The sequence below is a fragment of the Lysinibacillus sp. S1 genome, from assembly GCF_044986265.1.
GTDB classification, from domain to species: domain Bacteria; phylum Bacillota; class Bacilli; order Bacillales_A; family Planococcaceae; genus Lysinibacillus; species Lysinibacillus capsici.
The window spans coordinates 1,488,285-1,506,329 of sequence record NZ_CP173154.1 but is presented as its reverse complement, the minus strand read 5'-3'; the positions used below and the strand labels follow the sequence as shown (position 1 = coordinate 1,506,329).

The window sequence follows — 18,045 nt, the reverse complement described above, 5'->3', positions numbered from 1 at the left end:
GCGCTGTGGATAATATCGAACAATTAAAAGCTATAGAGTATTTTCATAAATTGTATAAATCAGAAATCAAATTATTTAAAGTTTATCTAATGAATTTAAAGATATAAAGATTGATTTGTTGACTTTAGAAGAAAAACTAAACCAACAGTAGGAAAAGATTTAACCAATAATCTTATTAATATTGAAATGATATCAACGAAAACATCTCAAAGATTTTTTCGATGGAGACTTAATTCGCTTAATTGATTATCTAAGAGAAAGTAGCTATTCAGATTACAGATATAACAATTATGTATCTGATACAATACATTATATAGTTGCTGCGGCTTTTAAAAAAAGTCACTTAGATATCAAATAAAAATAGTGGAGCACTAAGGTTATTTTGAATTACTTCAAATATATTCGCTTTTAGAAGGAAGTGGAGATAGAGAGAAATGTAGAGAATTATTTAGTTTCCTATAAAATTAGTAGAATTATTGGTCTTTTAAAGAAATAATTTTTAAAAATGAAATGATAGAATCTTATCTTTACAGACTGTGCTTTTTCTTTTGGTTATTTATAGCAATAACAGTTTCGGAATATTCAAACATATTTTGATGAGAATATTTAAATTTTACCGATTTATATTTGCCGAATCGACAAATCATACTTATAGCTCAATCTCTTATCACCTCTTAAAAAGGTATATTTGTTATTTTAAGTTATTCTTTAATCCCCACTATTATCATATCAATTTATGTTTAAATGACAAAATATATAAGTGAAAATGAGTGTGTATTTTATGGTAATTTTATGACATTGTAAATATAGTGTAGTATAAGAAAAGGCGTGTGCGCACGTGACCTAGAATAGCATAAAAAAGAACACTCATTTGTTTTTAACTCTAAAACAAATGAGTGTTTTTTCAGCTTTCATCGTTCTGAATAGTAGTCTGATTCAGAGGTTCTGCTCATTCCCACTTCAAAAAAATAACAATGTTATTTAATGAAATAGTGCAGAATACAATAGCACTAAAAAACTAAGTAGAGTGAAACTAAATAGAATTATTAGAGGTAATTTCTCTTTACGTTCTTTGATTCGATTCATTCTAAGAAATAGTACAATACAAAGGGTGAGTGAAATACCAAAAAGAATAATAGGAACTATAGATAACACAACTATCCCCCTTTTTTAATAATTAACATTGAGAACCTATCCAGAAAGGATCTGGATTTACTGTACCTGTCCATTTAATCCATAATCCACAGTCCTTAACGCTTGATAAGTTTAAGGCAGTTGCCCCAATATCAATTAATCCTATTGCAATAATAGTAGCTAATCCAAGAGGAGGAGCAATAAAGGCAGCGATAGCAGCTCCAAGTGTAGCTATTCCTGCTCCAATTTGAATATAAGTTATTATCTTGGAAGCTTGACAACTATCAAAGTAAGTATAGAATCCAACTGAAGTCTTTTCATACTTACTTTTACCGTTACATGCAGCTAACGGCTGGACAGAATTCATTAATTCAAAGTCTTTTGTAGTAGACTCAATTAAGTCTTCAGATACATTTTCTTTTCTAGCTGACTCTTCATCAAAATAAAAACCATTTTCATCATATGTTACAAATGGCTGTATAGCCAATGTATCGTTTATTATTTGATTATGTTCATTTACTTTTGATATTGCAAGCTTGATATCAGAATCTGTTGCACCTTGTTTTTTTGCTAAATTAGTATCTATAGCAATATAGTCTCCATCGAAACCTATTGTTTTATCAAATTCTTTATCTAATTCTAATACACTTGTAAGAATAGTCGATAAATTATCTATTGTTTCATTTTCTATTTGTGCTGCGGTTGCGGGAAACTGCGTTGTTATTGAAAACATAAAAATTATTGCAACGATTCCTGTAATAATTTTTTTCATTTTTTATCCCATCCTTTTAATAATATGATTCTCAACACTGTGTGACAACCAATATCTAGTAAACTATATTATTTCCATTTAGTAACCTCTTCTAGTAGATTATTTATACAATAACATAATAATTTACAAAAATAAACAAATATTAACAATTTTGATAATGATTATCCAATTGTGGAATTATTAATAGGGTTTTAACCAAAGATAAAATTATATAGCTTTTCATAATCTTTATTTAACGTAGTGCTTTATTTAAATATTCGATTTATGAAATATTAAATCTGTACATTTTAAATTTAAATAATTTATTAAATCTGTGCAAATATTGCATAAGTAAATAGTTCTATATAAGGAAGAAAGAAAACGTTTGAGGAACATATTCAAATTGTCAACTACTGTTTAAAGAGCCAGAAAAATTATCAATTAGCAGCACAAGCCTATGATGTTTCGTATCAACAGGTATACCATTGGGTGAAGAAATTTGAAGCGACTGATGAAGAGGGATTACGTGATCATCGCGGTCGAACAAAAAATGAAGTTGAATTAACAGCCGAAGAAAAACTTAAGGTTAGAAATCAAACGAATCGAGCGTGAAAATGAGTGCTTACGTGCTGAAAATCTATTTTTAAAAAAGTTAGAGGAAATCGAAAGGAGGCGTCGCTAAGCCAAATTCGCTTACAACAACGCTATTTAGCAATTCAAGAATTACACCAAGAGGAGAAACTTTCGATTCTTTTATTATGTGAAATCGTGGGTGTTTCGCGCGCCGCTTACTATAAGTGGCTAAGTCGTAAGCCATCTAACAGAGAAGTTGAAAATGAAGCCATTTCAAAGGATATTGATCTCCTTTACCACCAAGTAGATGGCATTTACGGCTATTGTCGTATGACATTGACAATCAATCGTCAGCGAATAAAGAATAATCAAGCGACGGTTAACGAGAAGCGTATTTATCGTTTAATGCAGGTGAGTGGATTGAAGTCCGTTATTAGGCGAAAGAGAAAGCCTTATCGTAAATCTCCAGCGCATCAGTGGCGGAGAACGTATTAATCGGGCATTTACCTCGGAAAAGCCAAATGAAAAATGGTGTACAGATGTCACAGAGTTTAAGTATAGAAACGGGAAAAAACCTTATTTAAGTGCAATTATCGATTTATATGATGGTTCAATTATGAGTTATGTGTTAGGTCATTCGAATAATAATTCCCTTGTTTTCAAAACAATAAAATCAGCTATTCAATCATTACAATCAGGCGAGCAGCCATTAATACATAGTGATCGAGGTTTTCAATATACATCGAAGGGATTTAAACGAATTGTGGAAACAGCCAATATGACACAAAGTATGTCCCGTGTTGGTCGATGTATTGATAACGGACCAATTGAATCATTTTGGGGCACATTGAAGTGTGAGAAGTATTATTTGCATAAGTTCGATTCATATGAAGGGTTAAAACTAGCGATTGATGATTATATTCATTTTTATAATTACTATCGTTATCAGAAACGATTAAACGGCTTGAGTCCTTTAGAATTCAGGGCTCAAGCCGCTTAATACATTTTTTATTATTTCCACTGTCTACTTGACAGGGAGCAGTTCATTACTCTGGTGTCTTTTGTTATTTATTATTGATCAATAATATCTCAATCTTTCAATGTTCGTACATTTTCGTATTCATTAGCTTTAGTTTTATAACTTTGAGGGTGTTGCTTCCAAAATAATATTAGTATAGCCTGTTTTGATTGTAGAACAAATAATCTGAAAACAAATTGTTCGACACAGTTTTACCATCAACAATAACAGTTTGAGCTAAAGCCATTATATATTTTGAACCGCCACCTTCTTTAGCTAAAAGAGGTTTAAATTCTTCACTTGTAACCTTTGATAATAATGCAATCTGTCCAAAGCTGTGCCTCCATTTACAACTAACAATTCATCTTTTGCAGTTGAATGTAAGTCATAAATTGAAGTAATATCATTATCTACTCAAAAATACCCTGGTTTGTACTCAAAATTACTTATGTCGGGTTTTCCTTCAAGATCGTTTGTAATTCCACTGATTTGTCAGCTACAACAGTAAAGCCTATAACGCCTAAACTCCTTTGTTTTATATAAATCAATAATAACAAAGGTTTGGAATTATTTATAAACTATTCTAATTATTGTTATAACTATTGAGAAAGGTGAAGTTTCATCTATTATAAAGGATTAGTAAAAATTATTTGTATGGACAGGAAATGTGACGTTTTAGTTTTGTAACAATTACTTTTTGCTTATTAATGATAAAACATAAAAATAATTGTATAATTCATTTGTGAGGAAGGAGCGTCCGTTTAGTGAGTGAAGAAATGAGAACAGGTAAGAGTGTTTTTGAATTAGAGCAAGAACAACTAAAAACATTACCGAAAAATAAAAATAAAGAATCAGAAAAAGATTATTCAACATATTTTCAAGGGCCATCAATGATTGATGGAAAAAAACGTAAAACAGTAGCTGAACATATTCAATATGCTTTAGAAAACGGTTTCCGTGGAATAGGCGAGGGAAAAAGTTATCATATCATGACTTATGGCTGCCAAATGAATGAGCATGACACAGAAGTAATGGCCGGGATTTTTATGCAGCTAGGCTACACACCAACAGAGGTGATTGAAGAGGCTGACGTTGTCTTGCTAAATACATGTGCTATTCGTGAAAATGCAGAAAACAAAGTATTTGGAGAACTTGGTTTCCTGCTGAAATATAAACGAAAAAACCCTGAGATGCTAATAGGGGTTTGTGGCTGTATGTCGCAAGAGGAATCTGTGGTTAATAAAATTTTAAGAAGCTACCCACATGTTGATATGGTGTTTGGTACACACAATATTCACCGTCTGCCAAACATTTTAAAAGAAGCCTACATGTCAAAAGAAATGGTCATAGAGGTTTGGTCTAAAGAAGGCGATGTCATTGAAAATCTGCCGAAGAAACGTCTTGGCTCCATTAAGGCTTGGGTTAATATTATGTATGGTTGCGATAAATTCTGTACGTATTGTATCGTTCCATATACACGTGGTAAAGAGCGCAGTCGCCGACCAGAGGAAATCATTGCTGAAGTTCGTGAGCTAGCGGCAGCGGGCTACAAAGAGATTATGTTATTGGGGCAAAATGTCAACGCTTACGGTAAAGATTTTGAGGATATTGATTATCGTCTTGGCGATTTAATGGATGAATTAAGAAAGATCGATATTCCTCGGATTCGATTTACAACGAGTCATCCACGTGACTTTGATGACCATTTAATCGAAGTTCTTGCAAAGCGTGGCAACTTAGTGGAGCATATCCATTTACCAGTACAATCGGGCTCGAATGACGTGCTAAAAATTATGGCGCGTAAATACACACGCGAGCATTTCCTTGGTTTAGTGGATAGAATTAAAGCGGCAATACCTGAAGTAACCTTAACAACAGATATTATCGTTGGCTATCCGAATGAAACAGAGGAACAGTTTGAGGAAACATTGTCCTTATACCGTGAAGTTGGCTTTGACGCAGCCTTTACGTATATTTATTCGCCGCGTGAAGGTACACCAGCTGCAAAAATGATTGACAATGTACCTGAAGAGGTGAAAAAAGAGCGTCTTCAACGTTTAAATGAAGTGGTGGGTGAATACTCTCGCAAAGCATTAGAGCGTTTAAATGGTCAGGTTGTAGAAGTATTAGTTGAAGGCACAAGTAAACGACGCGACGATGTGTTAGCGGGCTATACGAGGAAAAATCGTTTAGTTAACTTCAAAGCACCAGCAGAAGTAATTGGTCAATTAGTGAAAGTAAAAATAACAGAGACTACATCCTATTCACTTACTGGTGAATTTGTGGAAGTCGTAAAAAATGAAAAGGTGGAAGCATAAATGACACAAGTCTTATATACAAAAGAAGATTTAATTAAAAAATCACATGAAATTGCACATATGATTGCAAATACGCCAGAGGTTGAATTTTTCAAAAAGGCAGAAGCGCAAATTAACGAAAATCAACAAGTACGTGAACGTATTGCAAGCTTAAAAAGCTTACAAAAACAAGCGGTTAATTTCCAACACCTAGGGAAAGAAAAAGCATTAAAAATGATTGAAGATAAAATTGCTAAAATCGAGGAAGAAATTAATGCCATCCCAGTTGTGCAACAATTTAAAGAATCACAAGGCGATGTGAATGATTTATTGCAACTTGTTTCAAATACGATCGCAAATAATGTTACAAATGAAATTATTCGCTCAACTGGTGGCGATGTTCTTCGTGGTGAAACGGGTTCATACGTAGAAAATAGTCAACCAGGTAGCTGCTCTTAACAGATTATAGAAATCAAAGCTCGAATGCTGTCATTCGAGCTTTTTTTACGTCTTCTTCTATTGAAGCATTCAGCTGCTATAATAGACCTCTCATCGAAAAGTTTTAAATGATCCATTTCATTCTCTAAAAATATATGTTCACCCAATGGGCGCTACCTGCATATGATGGAGTGAAAAGAGTCGAAGGAGGAATTGCGCTGAAACGTTTACGACAAATCGTGACGAAAGCAGTAGTTGCCAAAGGGAAGAAGAGAACGGAAGAACGTGTAACATTATCACCAACAAATAAACCGACAAGTATTTTAGGGTGCTGGGTAATCAATCACACTTGCTCTGCAAAAAGAGTCGGGAAATTTGTAGAAGTAACAGGGAAATTTGATGTCAATGTTTGGTATGCCTATAGTAATCATTCGAAAACAGCTGTGTTTTCTGAAACGATTCACTATAAAGACAAAGTGAAGCTTCACTATCGAGACGGTGAAATTAGCGTTGGTGATGATGTTCGTGTACGTGTGATACAAGAACCAAATTGTATTGAAGCGATTATCTCTCCATGTGGTACAAAGTTTGAAATTGTAGTGGAACGTGAAGTAGTTGTTGAGGTAATGGGTGAAACAACAATTTGTATTAGTGTCCATCCACTAGACTATGAAGAAGATTGGAGCCTTAATGATGAAAGTTCATCTTCATCCTCATCAAGCTCTAGTTCTAGCTCCTCTTCAAGTCCTGAAGGAGAAGGCAGGTATGTGTTAGAGTCTTCATCGTTTCCTGATGAACGACCAAGATAAGTCTAAAAAACATCATTTTTTGATACATGCGAAATGCTAGCATCTTAAAAAAGGTGAATAAAGCGTTTCGCATGTATCTTTTGTTATAATAAATATATCTATAAGGCAAGAGCGAGGTAAATAGTGATATGACAACATATACACCAATGATGCAACAGTATCTACAGGTAAAGGAAGATTACAAAGATGCCTTTTTATTTTTTAGATTAGGTGACTTTTATGAAATGTTTTTTGAGGACGCAATCAATGCCTCACAAATTTTAGAAATTACATTAACAAGCCGAGATGCAAGCGCAAAAGAGCGAATACCAATGTGCGGTGTGCCGCATCATTCGGCTAAAAATTATATTGAAACACTTGTGCAAAAAGGCTATAAAGTGGCTATTTGTGAACAAACAGAAGATCCAAAGCAAGCAAAAGGTGTGGTCAAACGTGAAGTTGTTCAGCTTATCACACCAGGAACAATTATGGAAGGAAAGGCTCTTGATGGTAAATCTAATCATTTTATTGGAGCGGCAGAGCAATTAGATGACACAACATTTGGCTATGCTTATTTAGATTTATCCACAGGTGAAGCCGTAGCGTCTTCTATTGAAGGCGATGGAAAAGCCTTATTAATGCAAATGCAGGCTTACGGAATTCGAGAACTGATTGTCACGGATAGTTTGCAGCTATTATTAGCAGAGCATGCCGTCAATGCTGGGATCGTACTTTCAATTGAAGTGAATGAAATGCCAATGGACAAAGCAGCAAGTTATCTAGAAGCTGTACCAAAACCGTTACAAATTGCGTGTCTTCGATTGTTAGCTTATATTGACCAAACACAAATGAGATCTTTATCACATATTCAGGCATTCACGTTTAATGAAATTAAAAATTATTTACGCATTGATTCTAGCTCAAAGCGCAATTTAGAGCTGATTCAATCGATTCGTGGTGGCGATCAAAAAGGTACACTCTTATGGCTATTAGATGACACCGTGACAGCGATGGGTGGACGGAAATTAAAGCAATGGCTACACCAACCGCTTGCCACACGTTCAGCAATAGAGGCTAGACTAGCGATTGTTACGGATTTATTGGAAGAATATTTTGTACGAACAGAGCTTCAAGCATCCTTAAAACAAGTATATGATTTAGAGCGTTTGGCTGGTCGTGTTGCTTTTGGCAATGTGGGTGGACGAGATTTAGCCCAATTGCGTGATTCTTTACGCCAAGTGCCGACTATTCAGCAACAGTTGATGGGGTCAAATAAAGAAACATTACMGCAATTAGGTGCGGAACTTGATACATGCTCAGATGTCGAGGCATTATTAGCAAAAGCGATTACAGATAATCCCCCTATTACCATTAAAGAAGGGGATGTTATCCGTGACGGCTATAATGAACGCTTAGACGAACTTCGCTATGCCGCTCGTAATGGTAAGGATTGGATTGCCCAACTTGAACAAGAAGAGCGTGTGAAAACGGGTATTAAAAATTTAAAAATAGGCTATAATCGCATTTTTGGTTACTATATAGAAATTACAAAATCAAATATTCATTTAGCAGATTTAACACGCTATGAGCGAAAACAAACACTGGCGAATGCGGAACGCTATATTACACAGGAACTAAAAGAAAAAGAAGCATTGATTTTAAATGCTGAAGAAGAAAGCTTAACATTAGAGTACAACCTGTTTGTAAAAATTCGTGATGTATTAAAAACTTATATTCCGCGTGTCCAAGCACTAGCAGCAAACATTAGTGAATTGGATGTCTTATTAAGCTTTGCAAGCGTCTCAGAAAAATATCGATTTACGAAACCAGAATTTCACGGTGGACGTGCCCTTAAAATTATAGAAGGACGCCATCCTGTCGTTGAAAAAATGCTGAACAAGCAAATGTATGTACCAAACGATTGTGTGCTAGAAGAGCAGAACAATATGATGCTTATTACAGGGCCGAATATGTCTGGTAAAAGTACTTATATGCGTCAAGTAGCATTAATTGTTGTTATGGCTCAAATGGGCTGCTATGTACCTGCTGAAAAAGCGAAGCTACCAATTACCGATCAAATTTTTACTCGGATTGGGGCGGCTGATGATTTAGCGGCAGGACAATCTACATTTATGGTGGAGATGCTTGAATCGCAACATGCTATTATGCATGCAACAAAAAATAGCTTAATGCTATTTGATGAAATTGGACGTGGAACATCGACCTATGATGGTATGAGCTTGGCACAATCGATGATGGAATATATTCATGACAAAATAGGAGCCAATACGTTATTTTCTACGCACTATCATGAATTGACAGCACTTGAAAAGGATTTGCCACGCTTACAAAATGTGCATGTTTCAGCCACTGAAAAAAATGGTACGGTCGTTTTCCTGCATAAGGTGAAAAAAGGAGCGGCTGATAAATCCTATGGTATACATGTGGCACAGCTTGCTCAATTACCTGAGGAAATTTTAGCTAGAGCACGTGTATTACTTGAGAACTTTGAGGCAGGGAAAGAAGTAGTTGCCGAAACACAGGTGATAGCTGAACAACCAATACAGATGTCTTTATTTACAGAAGACGAACCGATTTCCCCAGCCGAGACAAAGGTGCTAAAGAAATTAGAAAAGGTAAATATTCTAGGTACTTCACCGATGCAGGCAATGAATATTTTATATGAGCTACAGCAAGAGCTAGTGAACGCTAAAAAATAAAGGAGTGATACGTTAGTGGGAAACATACAAATTATGGACGAATGGCTATCCAATAAAATCGCAGCAGGAGAGGTAGTAGAAAGGCCAGCTTCTGTTGTCAAAGAGCTAGTGGAAAATGCTATTGATGCTGGGAGTTCGTCCATTGATGTTTTTTTACTAGAAGCAGGTCTCACTTCTATTCAAGTAATAGATAATGGTAGCGGTATGGATGAAGAGGATGCACTAATGTCATTCTCTCGTCATGCTACTAGTAAAATTCATCAGGAACATGATTTATTTCGTATTCGAACACTTGGCTTCCGTGGTGAGGCGTTAGCATCCATAGCCTCTGTTTCTAAAATGACATTGATTACATCAAATGGTGAATCTGGAACACATTTAGAACTTGAAGGTGGACATATCCTCACTCATAAACCTGGTCCGTTACGTAAAGGGACTGATTTAACAGTCTCCCAGCTATTCTTTAATACACCTGCCCGTTTAAAATATATGAAAACCATTCAAACCGAACTTGGGCATACAATAGACCTGATGAATCGTCTCGCACTTGGTAACCCACAAATAGCATTCAGATTATTGCATAATGGTCAACAATTGCTGCAAACAAATGGCCGAGGAGATGTACAACAAGTGCTTGCAGCTATTTATGGTATACATAATGCCAAGAAAATGGTGTCATTCCAAGGCGAGTCACATGATTATCGAATTTCTGGCTTTGTATCCTTACCAGAGGTAACACGTGCTTCTAAAAATTATATGTCTCTATTTGTTAATGGTCGTTGGGTCAAGCATTATTTAGTACAAAAGGCTATTGTGGATGCTTACCATACGTATTTACCTATCGAGCGCTTTCCAATAGTTGTTCTTTATATAGAGGGTGATCCTTACTTAACAGACGTGAATGTGCATCCTGCAAAACATCAAATTCGTTTAAGTAAAGAGGCTGAGCTTTTGAAGTTAATAGAGGAAACCATTCGTGAAACAATACGCAACATTATTCGAGTCCCACAAATGGAAAAGAAAGAAAAAATAGTTAAACCAGCTACTGAGCAATTAAACATTTGGAAGCCTGCTCCGAAGATTGATGTGGAGAAAATGAATGCCATCGTAGAAAAATTATATGATGTCCAAACCATTCAAGAAAACAATCTTGAACAGATAGATGAGCCAAAGCCTATTTCTACGGTTCGAGAGGAAAGTTGGCAGCCTACACCACAAATAGAGGCTGAAACACTTGATGAAGTAACAATAGCTGCACAGTCGGAAATATTGGAAGAGACGCCTACGAAGGAACCTTTTCCTGAGCTCGAAGTAGTGGGTCAAATCCATGGCACATACATTGTCGCGCAAATGGAGGATGGTTTTTATTTAATTGATCAGCATGCTGCTCAGGAACGCATTAAATACGAATTCTTCCGTGAAAAAGTCGGTCAAGTTAATCCTCATGAACGTCAGGCATTATTGTTACCACTAACATTCCATTATGCAGCCGATGAAGCACTGATCTTACGAGAACACAGGCATGAATTAGAAGCGGTAGGCGTATTTTTAGAGGAATTTGGACAGTCATCTTTTGTTGTGCGTGAGCATCCGAGTTGGTTCCCACAAGGGGAGGAACAGGAAATCATTGAGGATTTAATTGAACAGGTGCTGACAACTAAAAAGGCTGATATCAAAAAACTACGTGAGGCAGCCTCGATTATGATGAGCTGTAAAAAGTCAATCAAAGCGAATCATTATTTAACAAAAGAGCAAATGGAAACATTGCTACGAGATTTACGCAATGCAGATAATCCATTTACATGCCCACACGGACGTCCAGTGCTTATTCACTTTACATCATATGAAGTGGAAAAAATGTTCAAACGGGTTATGTAAGGGAGAGGGGGAAAATGGATGGGTGAATTTATTTTAGCGATTGATCAAGGAACGACAAGTTCAAGAGCCATTTTATTTGATAAAAAAGGTCAAATTGTTCATGTAGCACAAAAAGAATTTCAACAAATTTTTCCAAAGGCTGGCTGGGTAGAGCATAATGCCAATGAAATATGGGGTTCTATCTTGTCCGTTATTGCGGCAGTATTAACCGAAAGTGGCCATGAAGCAAGTGAGGTTCATGCGATCGGCATTACCAATCAGCGCGAAACAACAGTGGTGTGGGATAAACACACAGGTCAGCCGATTTACAATGCGATTGTCTGGCAATCACGCCAAACACAGGACATTGTGAATGCCTTAAAAGAACAAGGACATGAAGAACATTTTCAGCAAAAGACAGGGCTTCGCTTAGATGCTTATTTTTCAGCGACAAAAATTAAATGGATCTTAGATAATGTTGAAGGCGCTCGTGAAAAGGCAGACAATGGCGATTTATTATTTGGGACGATTGATTCATGGATTGTTTGGCGATTATCAAAGGGAGCGGCTCATGTGACCGATTACTCAAATGCAGCTCGAACAATGCTCTATAATATTCATGAATTGAAGTGGGATGAGGAACTTTGCGAGCTTTTAGCTATCCCAATGTCCATGCTTCCAGAAGTGAGAAATTCATCAGAAATATATACAGAAACGGCTTCAAGTATATTTTTTGGAGAAAAAATTCCGATAGCTGGGATTGCGGGTGATCAGCAAGCCGCACTTTTTGGACAAACTTGTTTTACCAAAGGAATGGCTAAAAACACGTATGGCACTGGCTGCTTTATGCTATTAAATACAGGAGAGCAGGCAGTGACATCGGAAAATGGTTTATTGACAACCATTGCGTGGGGAATAGATGGGACAGTGACCTATGCATTGGAAGGTAGTGTATTTGTAGCAGGATCAGCTATTCAATGGCTACGAGATGGACTAAGGATGATTCGTACTGCAGAGGATTCTGAAACCTATGCTAGAAAAGTAGATCATACCGATGGGGTCTATGTTGTCCCTGCCTTTGTTGGACTCGGTACACCTTACTGGGATACAGATGCACGTGGCGCCATTTTTGGGTTAACACGTGGAACATCAAAAGAACATTTTATTCGAGCAACACTAGAATCATTAGCCTATCAAACGAAAGATGTACTAGACGCAATGGAAGAAGCAGCAGGTACTCCGATTGAAGTACTCCGTGTAGATGGTGGAGCTGTCAAAAATCAATTTTTAATGCAGTTCCAAAGTGATGTTTTACAGCTACAAGTAGAGCTAGCAAAACTCAATGAGTCAACAGCACTCGGTGCAGCCTATTTAGCGGGGCTGGCGACAAGCTTTTGGCCAAACCAAGAGGCTTTATCTGCATTATGGGTGAGTGGGGAAACCTATCAACCTTACATGGATGAAGAACAAGCCACAGCTCTGTACACAGGATGGCAGAAGGCTGTAGAGGCAACACGAATTTTTAAATCATAGCTATTGGGGGAGAAAGGTATGTTTTCATTTGAGCAGCGACCAAAAATTTTATATTATCTAGAGCACTATAGCTTTGACGTATTAGTCATTGGGGGTGGTATTACAGGTGCAGGAATTGCATTAGATGCCGCATCAAGAGGCCTTTCTGTCGCATTAATTGATATGCAGGATTTTTCAGCTGGTACGTCGAGCCGTTCAACCAAATTGATTCACGGTGGTCTGCGTTATTTAAAGCAATTTGATGTAGGAGTTGTAGCCGAGGTAGGGCGAGAGCGTGAAATTGTCTTTGATAATGCTGTACATGTCACAACGCCTGAAAAAATGCTATTACCTTTATATAAAAAGGGTTCACTCGGTCCCTTCACAACATCTATGGCATTAAAGGTCTATGACCGCTTGGCAGGTGTCAAAAAACATGAACGTAGAACGATGTTAAATGCTCAGGAAACCTTGGCATTAGAGCCTTTACTCAATCAAGATGGCTTAGTCGGCGGTGGCTATTATGTGGAATACCGTACAGATGATGCCCGTCTAACAATTGAAGTATTGAAAAAGGCTGTTGAATATGGAGCGCTTTGCCTCAACTATGCTGAAATGACGGAATTTATTTATGAAAAGAAAAAGCTTGTTGGCATTAAAGTGAGGGATCATGTGACGGGGAAAATGCTCAATGTCCATGCCGCCCAAATTGTGAATGCAACGGGTCCATGGGTTGATGACGTACGACAAAAAGATAAAGTAGCAGATAACAAGCAATTACGTCTAACAAAGGGCGTTCATATTGTCATCAAACAAAAGGATTTTCCACTAAAGCAAGCTGTTTATTTTGATATTGCTGATGGTCGCATGGCCTTTGCCATTCCACGAGATGGCAAAACCTATGTAGGGACGACGGATACTGTCTATGAAGGTAATCCTGTACATCCAGTGGCAACACAGCAAGATGTGGATTATCTAATCGAGGCTGCAAAAAAGGTCTTTCCAACAGCTACTATTACAAGAGACACAATAGAATCCTCTTGGGCAGGCGTACGGCCACTGATTTATGAAAAAGGCAAGGATCCATCAGAAATTTCAAGGAAAGATGAAATTTGGACAGCGCCAAGTGGTTTAATGACAATCGCTGGTGGCAAGCTTACGGGCTATCGCCAAATGGCTGAAACGATTGTCGATAAAATTGTGAAGACCCGTCGTTACAAGCATGCAAGTGCCTGTTTAACACGTGAGCTAGCACTTTCCGGTGCAAAGGGAATTAACGCTATAAATTTCCCTGACTATATTGCCTATAAAGCACGAGAAGGCGTACAGTATGGCTTAAATTATGATGAAGCCAAGCAGCTTGTACAAAAGTATGGCACGAATGTAGATGCTTTATTTGATCGCGTGAAATTTTTACATGAACATGGTAGTACAATGCCTCTTGCCTTACATGCTATGCTACTGTATGGCATTGAAGCTGAAATGGTCTATACACCAAGCGACTTCTTTATTCGTCGTACTGGTTTATTATACTTCGATATTGAAGCAGTAAAGCTTTATAAACAGCAAGTAATTCAGGTGATGCAACAACGCTTGAATTATACGGAGGAGCAAAAAAATAGGTATATTGCTGAATTAGAGCAAGCCATTAACGATGCAACAAATTTTGTGAAAGAAGGGGAGTAAGGGATGGAGCGTTATATTCAAATGTCGGATGAACAATTTGTCTTCACTCGAACATTGGAGCCTTCAACGCCATGTATTGGACATATTCACATTTTGCATGGCATGGCAGAGCACAGCGGTCGCTATTTAACATTTGCGAAAACACTCAACACAGCAGGCTATGTTGTGACGATGCACGATCACCGTGGGCATGGTGAAACGGCAGCATATAATGGGACATTGGGCTTTTTTGCTGAAGAAAACGGCTTTGAGCGTGTTGTAAAAGATGCTCATGAAGTGATTACACAACTTCACGCACCATACGCTAATGTACCATTTATTCTCTTTGGCCATAGTATGGGTTCTTTCATTACTAGACGCTATATTCAATTATATGGAGAGCAAGTAGACAATGTTATTCTCTGTGGCACTGGAAATGTGACAGCCTTGCATGCTGTAGGAAATCTAGTAGCCAAGGCTTTAGCTAAGGGGCTAGGAAAAGAAACTGAAAGTAAGCTGTTAAATCGATTGAGCTTTGGTAGCTTTAATAAGCGATTTCCCAATCCGAAGACTGCCTATGATTGGTTATGTTCAGTACAACAAGAGGTGCAAAAGTATATCGATGATCCCTATTGTGGCTTTATTCCAACGAATCAATTTTTCGTGGATTTGACAACTGGCTTTGCCACACTAAATCGTAAAAAAGAATTAGCAAAAGTAAGAAAAGACCTTCCTATTCTCTTGATTAGTGGCAGTAAGGATCCAGTTGGTGAACAGGGGCTAGGCGTTTACAAAGTTGCTGAACAATTAGCAGCGGTGGGGGTAGAGGATGTAACGGTTTATTTATTCGAGGATAAACGACATGAAATTTTAAATGAAGACAATCAAGAAGCGGTCTTTCAAGTTTTATTACGGTGGTTAGAAAAATATGATAGAAACTAAATTGCAGCAGGCAGAGGTCGTAGCAATAGTGGGGCCGACTGCCTCAGGTAAAACGGCATTAAGCATTGAACTGGCAAAAAAATATCACGGTGAAGTCATTAATGGTGATTCCATGCAAGTTTATAAAGGGCTCGATATTGGGACAGCTAAAATTACCGAAGAAGAGATGGAGGGCGTTCCTCATCATTTACTAAGCTTTTTAGAGCCTACAGAACCCTTTTCGGTAGCAGATTATCAAAAATTAGTACGTGCGAAGATCGCGGAAATACAAGCTCGTCAAAAATTACCTATAATAGTAGGAGGCTCTGGCTTATATGTACAAGCTGTCCTCTATGATTTCCAATTTACTGATGAAAAAGTAGATGAAGAAGCACGAAAAGCCTACTATGAGGAATTAGCAAGGCTTGGCCCTGAGGCAATGCATGACAAACTAAAACAACTAGACCCTCAAACAGCGGAGACAATCCATCCAAACAATACACGTCGTGTTATTCGTGCATTAGAAATGCTGGAATTAAGCGGTGTATCAAAAGCAGCTGAAGCACAAAATCGAGGGGAAGTACCCCTTTACAATCATGTTATTTTAGGGTTAGGTCAAAACATGTCCCGTGACGTGCTATATGACCGTATTAATCGTCGTGTTGATTTAATGATGGAAAATGGTCTTCTGCAAGAGGTGAAGGGACTATGGCAGCAAAATATCCGTGGTGTGCAGTCTATACAAGCCATCGGATATAAAGAATTATATGATTATTTAGATGGCAAATGTACCCTAGAGGAAGCCATTGATAGCTTAACACAAAATTCCCGTCGCTATGCAAAAAGACAGCTTACTTATTTCCGTAATAAAATGGATGTCCATTTTATTACGCCGGATGATCGATTATAAGAATAAAGAAGAATTTCTAAAAATTACTAATTGATAAATTGGTAGAACATGCTACTATAGGAATGAAGAGGTAGAAAGTTAGTAGGGAGGCTATTTGATGAAATCAATCAATTTGCAAGATACGTTCTTGAACCAACTACGTAAAAACAGTGTTTTTGTAACTGTATTTCTGTTAAACGGATTTCAGTTAAAAGGGACTGTGAAATCATATGATAATTTTACAGTATTACTACTTGATGCTGAAAATAAGCAGCACCTAATCTACAAGCACGCCATTTCTACATTCGTACCAGCAAAACAAATAGAGTTTTTAGAGACAGAAGTATAATAAGTATGTTAAACAGTTAGTGTTCTCACACTGGCTGTTTTTTTTGCTACAAGCTATAATGATAGTGGAATTTGATATTTTGGAGGACAAAGTTTATGAAAACAATGGAAACAACACAATTATTAGATCTGTTAGATGCAAATGAGGACCTATATATTATCGATGTTCGTGAAGAGGATGAAGTAGCACATGGCATGATCCCAGGTGCTAAACATATTGCACTCGGAACTATCCCTGAACGTTTAGAGGAATTAGATGTAGAAAAGCCATATATTATTGTATGTAAGGCTGGAGCTCGTTCTGCCAATGCGTGTGCTTACTTAGAGGCACAAGGATTTGATGTAACAAACCTTGAAGGCGGCATGCTGGCTTATGATGGAGAATTAGAATTTAAATAAATCATGAAAAAAAGAAAGAGCATATACTCTTTCTTTTTTCATGATTATTTTTTCACGGCGTCCATGATAAAATTAAAATTCTCTTCAAAGTTTTTGTAGATATTAACATTTTTTTGTCCCTGCACTTTTGAAGCATAACTAGCAAAGTTTAGACCAGCTCCATAAATTTGTAGTGCTCCATTCGCCAAATCCCCTTTTTGGAGAAGCTCAATGCCATCTTTCAAGAAATTTTGACTCTCCTCGAAATGACACTCCGTAATGTATTTATCACCACTATGAAATAATTTTAAATTTTCTAGTATTTTATTTGCTGTCTCTTCGCTGATCGAAGCGTCGATATTGATTAATAACTGATTGATCGGTTTTACGAGTTTGGCATAGAGGCTATCGTGCGTTTCACAGGTTTCAGCAATAGCGTTTCTTAATTCTTTTGCATTCATCGTATCTACTCCTAACTTTTCATCGTTTTACTATTTGATACTTACCCTAATTTTAATCAACTGAATACTGAATTTTTAGAAATAATTTATGTTTACATTGAACAGATTATTAAGGTTTTCAACTTTTATGTTCAACATTACTCAGTGAATTGGCAAAACATATGCTACGGAAGGTAGAGATGATGGAAAAGTCTGTAGTTTATTTGTTAAGACAATTGATTTAGTAATTAGTTCTTGTACAAGCTGAGTGTTAGGCATAGAGAAATCTTTAAAAGCAATAATTAAGGAAGACTAG

The 18,045-nt window shown here is 37.0% G+C and carries 13 protein-coding genes and 1 pseudogene; 12 read left to right on the top strand and 2 right to left on the bottom strand.

What is annotated here, in order from left to right; all coding sequences use genetic code 11:
* Window positions 1–1,177: 1,177 nt before the first annotated feature.
* The gene (locus ACHZEU_RS07915; RefSeq protein WP_233732487.1) at window positions 1,178–1,906 is read right to left on the bottom strand and encodes a hypothetical protein; all 729 of its coding nucleotides are present in this window, start codon (window positions 1,904–1,906) and stop codon (window positions 1,178–1,180) included.
* A gap of 348 nt (window positions 1,907–2,254) precedes the next feature.
* Between ACHZEU_RS07915 and ACHZEU_RS07910 the strand changes: the two are divergent.
* The 12 genes and pseudogenes from ACHZEU_RS07910 to ACHZEU_RS07855 all read left to right on the top strand — a co-directional run.
* Window positions 2,255–3,458, top strand: a pseudogene (locus tag ACHZEU_RS07910) (IS3 family transposase); the annotation flags it as partial.
* A 794-nt stretch (window positions 3,459–4,252) separates the two neighbouring features.
* On the top strand, window positions 4,253–5,794 hold the full coding sequence (gene miaB, locus ACHZEU_RS07905; protein WP_036219113.1) for a tRNA (N6-isopentenyl adenosine(37)-C2)-methylthiotransferase MiaB: 1,542 nt from the start codon (window positions 4,253–4,255) through the stop codon (window positions 5,792–5,794).
* Window positions 5,795–6,232, top strand: a complete 438-nt coding sequence (locus ACHZEU_RS07900) for a RicAFT regulatory complex protein RicA family protein (protein WP_048391473.1) — start codon at window positions 5,795–5,797, stop codon at window positions 6,230–6,232.
* A 134-nt stretch (window positions 6,233–6,366) separates the two neighbouring features.
* Window positions 6,367–7,020, top strand: a complete 654-nt coding sequence (gene cotE / locus ACHZEU_RS07895; protein WP_175400709.1) for an outer spore coat protein CotE — start codon at window positions 6,367–6,369, stop codon at window positions 7,018–7,020.
* 128 nt (window positions 7,021–7,148) lie between these two features.
* A complete protein-coding gene (gene mutS / locus ACHZEU_RS07890) occupies window positions 7,149–9,719 on the top strand; it encodes a DNA mismatch repair protein MutS (protein ID WP_404804328.1) in 2,571 nt (856 codons plus the stop codon).
* Window positions 9,720–9,734: 15 nt separating this feature from the next.
* Complete coding sequence (mutL, locus tag ACHZEU_RS07885; protein ID WP_279494266.1) at window positions 9,735–11,597, top strand: DNA mismatch repair endonuclease MutL; 1,863 nt, start codon at window positions 9,735–9,737, stop codon at window positions 11,595–11,597.
* Window positions 11,598–11,615: 18 nt separating this feature from the next.
* A complete protein-coding gene (gene glpK, locus ACHZEU_RS07880) occupies window positions 11,616–13,109 on the top strand; it encodes a glycerol kinase GlpK (RefSeq protein WP_279494267.1) in 1,494 nt (497 codons plus the stop codon).
* A gap of 18 nt (window positions 13,110–13,127) precedes the next feature.
* Window positions 13,128–14,774, top strand: coding sequence for a glycerol-3-phosphate dehydrogenase/oxidase (locus tag ACHZEU_RS07875; protein ID WP_279494268.1), 1,647 nt, complete (start codon window positions 13,128–13,130; stop codon window positions 14,772–14,774).
* Window positions 14,775–14,777: 3 nt separating this feature from the next.
* On the top strand, window positions 14,778–15,695 hold the full coding sequence (locus tag ACHZEU_RS07870; RefSeq protein WP_279494269.1) for an alpha/beta fold hydrolase: 918 nt from the start codon (window positions 14,778–14,780) through the stop codon (window positions 15,693–15,695).
* Complete coding sequence (miaA, locus tag ACHZEU_RS07865) at window positions 15,682–16,584, top strand: tRNA (adenosine(37)-N6)-dimethylallyltransferase MiaA (RefSeq protein WP_279494270.1); 903 nt, start codon at window positions 15,682–15,684, stop codon at window positions 16,582–16,584. The genes ACHZEU_RS07870 and miaA overlap by 14 nt, the downstream gene beginning before the upstream one ends.
* A 97-nt stretch (window positions 16,585–16,681) precedes the next feature.
* A complete protein-coding gene (hfq, locus tag ACHZEU_RS07860; RefSeq protein ID WP_004225825.1) occupies window positions 16,682–16,912 on the top strand; it encodes an RNA chaperone Hfq in 231 nt (76 codons plus the stop codon).
* 95 nt (window positions 16,913–17,007) lie between these two features.
* Window positions 17,008–17,310 carry a rhodanese-like domain-containing protein gene (locus ACHZEU_RS07855; RefSeq protein ID WP_279494272.1) on the top strand — a complete coding sequence of 101 codons (303 nt, stop codon included), beginning with the start codon at window positions 17,008–17,010 and terminating at the stop codon, window positions 17,308–17,310.
* A 44-nt stretch (window positions 17,311–17,354) separates the two neighbouring features.
* Here ACHZEU_RS07855 and ACHZEU_RS07850 read toward each other — a convergent pair whose 3' ends face one another.
* On the bottom strand, window positions 17,355–17,750 hold the full coding sequence (locus ACHZEU_RS07850) for a hypothetical protein (protein ID WP_279494274.1): 396 nt from the start codon (window positions 17,748–17,750) through the stop codon (window positions 17,355–17,357).
* Window positions 17,751–18,045: the final 295 nt, after the last annotated feature.

Excerpts from the sequence above, each read along its gene's own strand:
- ACHZEU_RS07915 (WP_233732487.1), bottom strand. The coding sequence starts at position 1,906 with ATGAAAAAAATTATTACAGGAATCGTTGCAATAATTTTTATGTTTTCA.
- miaB (WP_036219113.1), top strand. The coding sequence starts at position 4,253 with ATGAGAACAGGTAAGAGTGTTTTTGAATTAGAGCAAGAACAACTAAAA.
- ACHZEU_RS07900 (WP_048391473.1), top strand. The coding sequence starts at position 5,795 with ATGACACAAGTCTTATATACAAAAGAAGATTTAATTAAAAAATCACAT.
- cotE (WP_175400709.1), top strand. The coding sequence starts at position 6,367 with ATGTTCACCCAATGGGCGCTACCTGCATATGATGGAGTGAAAAGAGTC.
- glpK (WP_279494267.1), top strand. The coding sequence starts at position 11,616 with ATGGGTGAATTTATTTTAGCGATTGATCAAGGAACGACAAGTTCAAGA.
- ACHZEU_RS07875 (WP_279494268.1), top strand. The coding sequence starts at position 13,128 with ATGTTTTCATTTGAGCAGCGACCAAAAATTTTATATTATCTAGAGCAC.
- ACHZEU_RS07870 (WP_279494269.1), top strand. The coding sequence starts at position 14,778 with ATGGAGCGTTATATTCAAATGTCGGATGAACAATTTGTCTTCACTCGA.
- miaA (WP_279494270.1), top strand. The coding sequence starts at position 15,682 with ATGATAGAAACTAAATTGCAGCAGGCAGAGGTCGTAGCAATAGTGGGG.
- hfq (WP_004225825.1), top strand. The coding sequence starts at position 16,682 with ATGAAATCAATCAATTTGCAAGATACGTTCTTGAACCAACTACGTAAA.
- ACHZEU_RS07855 (WP_279494272.1), top strand. The coding sequence starts at position 17,008 with ATGAAAACAATGGAAACAACACAATTATTAGATCTGTTAGATGCAAAT.
- ACHZEU_RS07850 (WP_279494274.1), bottom strand. The coding sequence starts at position 17,750 with ATGAATGCAAAAGAATTAAGAAACGCTATTGCTGAAACCTGTGAAACG.